The sequence below is a fragment of the Allobosea sp. CS1GBMeth4 genome, assembly GCF_900185715.1.
Classification (GTDB): Bacteria; Pseudomonadota; Alphaproteobacteria; order Rhizobiales; family Beijerinckiaceae; genus Allobosea.
Genome location: NZ_FYAS01000050.1, coordinates 2,501 through 5,904, shown reverse-complemented (window position 1 = coordinate 5,904; position 3,404 = coordinate 2,501). Strand labels below are relative to the sequence as shown.

2 tRNA genes and 2 rRNA genes (1 of these 4 cut by a window edge) are annotated in these 3,404 nt (G+C 55.7%); all 4 read left to right on the top strand.

What is annotated here, in order from left to right:
* The first annotated feature begins 333 nt into the window (after nt 1-333).
* Nucleotides 334-1,820: ribosomal RNA gene (locus CS1GBM4_RS22675) — 16S ribosomal RNA — on the top strand.
* Between the two features lie 241 nt (nt 1,821-2,061).
* Nucleotides 2,062-2,138: transfer RNA gene (locus CS1GBM4_RS22670), tRNA-Ile, on the top strand.
* A gap of 81 nt (nt 2,139-2,219) precedes the next feature.
* Nucleotides 2,220-2,295 (top strand) — tRNA-Ala (locus CS1GBM4_RS22665).
* A 226-nt stretch (nt 2,296-2,521) separates the two neighbouring features.
* Nucleotides 2,522-3,404 (top strand): 23S ribosomal RNA (locus CS1GBM4_RS22660); it runs 1,915 nt beyond the window's last position.
* Together the 16S and 23S rRNA genes with 2 tRNA genes alongside form the textbook arrangement of a ribosomal RNA operon.

Sequence of the window (3,404 nt, the reverse complement as noted above, 5' to 3'; positions counted from 1 at the left end):
CGTGTTGACATGGTTCGGGGGTTCCTCCTATAACGCGGCCATCGAGACGGCGCCGCCGGTGTGCGGGGCCGCTCTACTGCGCTTCATATGAACGCTAGGCGTTTAGGCCGATTGGTAAGTCGGCGGCGACGGAATGTCGTTTTGGGGTGTGGTTGCTGTTTGACAAGTTAAGATGGAAAGAGAAACGTGGACGGCGGGGTTCTTGCGGACTTGGCTTTGGTCAAGTCGAACGAGACTTCGGTGTGCTGCGTTTATACAAGAGCCATCGCTGGTTACTTCGGTAGCCAAGCAATGACTCCGTCAATACGCAGCGATTGCCGGAACAAACTCATTCAATCTGAGAGTTTGATCCTGGCTCAGAGCGAACGCTGGCGGCAGGCTTAACACATGCAAGTCGAACGGGCACTTCGGTGCTAGTGGCAGACGGGTGAGTAACACGTGGGAACGTACCTTTCGGTTCGGAATAATCCAGGGAAACTTGGACTAATACCGGATACGCCCTTCGGGGGAAAGATTCATCGCCGATAGATCGGCCCGCGTCTGATTAGCTAGTTGGTGAGGTAATGGCTCACCAAGGCGACGATCAGTAGCTGGTCTGAGAGGATGATCAGCCACATTGGGACTGAGACACGGCCCAAACTCCTACGGGAGGCAGCAGTGGGGAATATTGGACAATGGGCGCAAGCCTGATCCAGCCATGCCGCGTGAGTGATGAAGGCCTTAGGGTTGTAAAGCTCTTTTGTCCGGGAAGATAATGACTGTACCGGAAGAATAAGCCCCGGCTAACTTCGTGCCAGCAGCCGCGGTAATACGAAGGGGGCTAGCGTTGCTCGGAATCACTGGGCGTAAAGGGCGCGTAGGCGGACTCTTAAGTCGGGGGTGAAAGCCCAGGGCTCAACCCTGGAATTGCCTTCGATACTGAGAGTCTTGAGTTCGGAAGAGGTTGGTGGAACTGCGAGTGTAGAGGTGAAATTCGTAGATATTCGCAAGAACACCAGTGGCGAAGGCGGCCAACTGGTCCGATACTGACGCTGAGGCGCGAAAGCGTGGGGAGCAAACAGGATTAGATACCCTGGTAGTCCACGCCGTAAACGATGAATGCCAGCCGTTGGGGAGCATGCTCTTCAGTGGCGCAGCTAACGCTTTAAGCATTCCGCCTGGGGAGTACGGTCGCAAGATTAAAACTCAAAGGAATTGACGGGGGCCCGCACAAGCGGTGGAGCATGTGGTTTAATTCGAAGCAACGCGCAGAACCTTACCAGCTTTTGACATGTCCGGTTTGATCGACAGAGATGTCTTTCTTCAGTTCGGCTGGCCGGAACACAGGTGCTGCATGGCTGTCGTCAGCTCGTGTCGTGAGATGTTGGGTTAAGTCCCGCAACGAGCGCAACCCTCGCCCCTAGTTGCCATCATTCAGTTGGGAACTCTAGGGGGACTGCCGGTGATAAGCCGCGAGGAAGGTGGGGATGACGTCAAGTCCTCATGGCCCTTACAGGCTGGGCTACACACGTGCTACAATGGCGGTGACAATGGGCAGCGAAGGGGCGACCTGGAGCTAATCCCAAAAAGCCGTCTCAGTTCAGATTGTACTCTGCAACTCGAGTACATGAAGGTGGAATCGCTAGTAATCGTGGATCAGCATGCCACGGTGAATACGTTCCCGGGCCTTGTACACACCGCCCGTCACACCATGGGAGTTGGGTTTACCCGAAGGCGTCGCGCTAACCGCAAGGAGGCAGGCGACCACGGTAGGCTCAGCGACTGGGGTGAAGTCGTAACAAGGTAGCCGTAGGGGAACCTGCGGCTGGATCACCTCCTTTCTAAGGTAGAGATCTTCACGAGGCTTGCCTCGTCTCGATCTCGCTTGGAACAAAGAAGCCAGTCAGGCTTCGACATGCGGAACTTCGCCGTCTTCGTTTCTCTTTCCAATTTCCGGGCGAGAGCGCCTGGCCCGCCGGCATCGGCCGGGCGGGCCGGTGCTTTCAATGGGCCAGCGCTTCAGGTCTTTGCAGATCTTTTGCAGGTCTTGACCGAGAGGGTGTCCTCGAGGTTCGTGGCCTCGGGCCTGTAGCTCAGTTGGTTAGAGCGCGCGCTTGATAAGCGTGAGGTCGGAGGTTCAAGTCCTCCCAGGCCCACCAGCTTCTTCTGCCGGCTCTTCGGGCGAAGGCCCGCAAGGCCGACCGGCCGCCGCGCCCAGTGGCGCGTGACTCACTCAAAATGGGGCCATAGCTCAGTTGGGAGAGCGGTAGCTTTGCAAGCTTCAGGTCGTCGGTTCGATCCCGTCTGGCTCCACCAGAGTCCCGGAAATGTCAGGTTTTGCTGATTGTCGCCGCGAGGCGACGATGAGTGACGCTGTTTGTCATCGTGAAGAGGGAATAGATTCGAGAGCCGCTCGTCTGAGTGGCGTGCGAAGACCAGGTGAACCAGCCTGCTTCGCGTTCAATCGGATCTATTCGGCAAGCATAATGGTCTTTCTGATCTTGTTCTGCGAGTTGATCTCGCGGACATCGATCATGAGAACGATCAAGTGCCTTAAGAGCATTCGGTGGATGCCTTGGCGCTGAGAGGCGATGAAGGACGTGATACGCTGCGATAAGCCGTGGGGAGCTGCGAATGAGCTTTGATCCGCGGATTTCCGAATGGGGAAACCCACCTTCGATCTCTGTTATTCCAAGGACAGGCTTCGGTTCTGTCCTTGAGCTAACAGAGATCACGAGAAGGTATTGAGCCCTGAATACATAGGGGTTCAAAGCTAACCCAGGGAACTGAAACATCTAAGTACCTGGAGGAAAGGACATCAACGAGACTCCGTTAGTAGTGGCGAGCGAACGCGGACCAGGCCAGTGCTCGACTGTGCGTTACCGGAAGTGGTTGGGAAACCACGCATCAATGGGTGATAGCCCCGTACGGATCTGCAAGCAGTCGAGACATGAGTAAGGCGGGACACGTGAAATCCTGTCTGAAAACGGGGGGACCACCCTCCAAGCCTAAGTACTCCTCAGCGACCGATAGTGAACAAGTACCGTGAGGGAAAGGTGAAAAGCACCCCGACGAGGGGAGTGAAACAGCACCTGAAACCGGATGCTTACAAACAGTCGGAGCCCGCAAGGGTGACGGCGTACCTTTTGTATAATGGGTCAGCGACTTAGTCTGGCGAGCAAGCTTAAGCCGATAGGCGTAGGCGCAGCGAAAGCGAGTCTGAACAGGGCGTTCAGTTCGTCGGATTAGACCCGAAACCGGGTGATCTAGCCATGAGCAGGTTGAAGGTAAGGTAACACTTACTGGAGGACCGAACCGGTGCCTGTTGAAAAAGTCTCGGATGACTTGTGGCTAGGGGTGAAAGGCCAATCAAACTCGGAAATAGCTGGTTCTCCGCGAAAGCTATTTAGGTAGCGCCTCGCGTG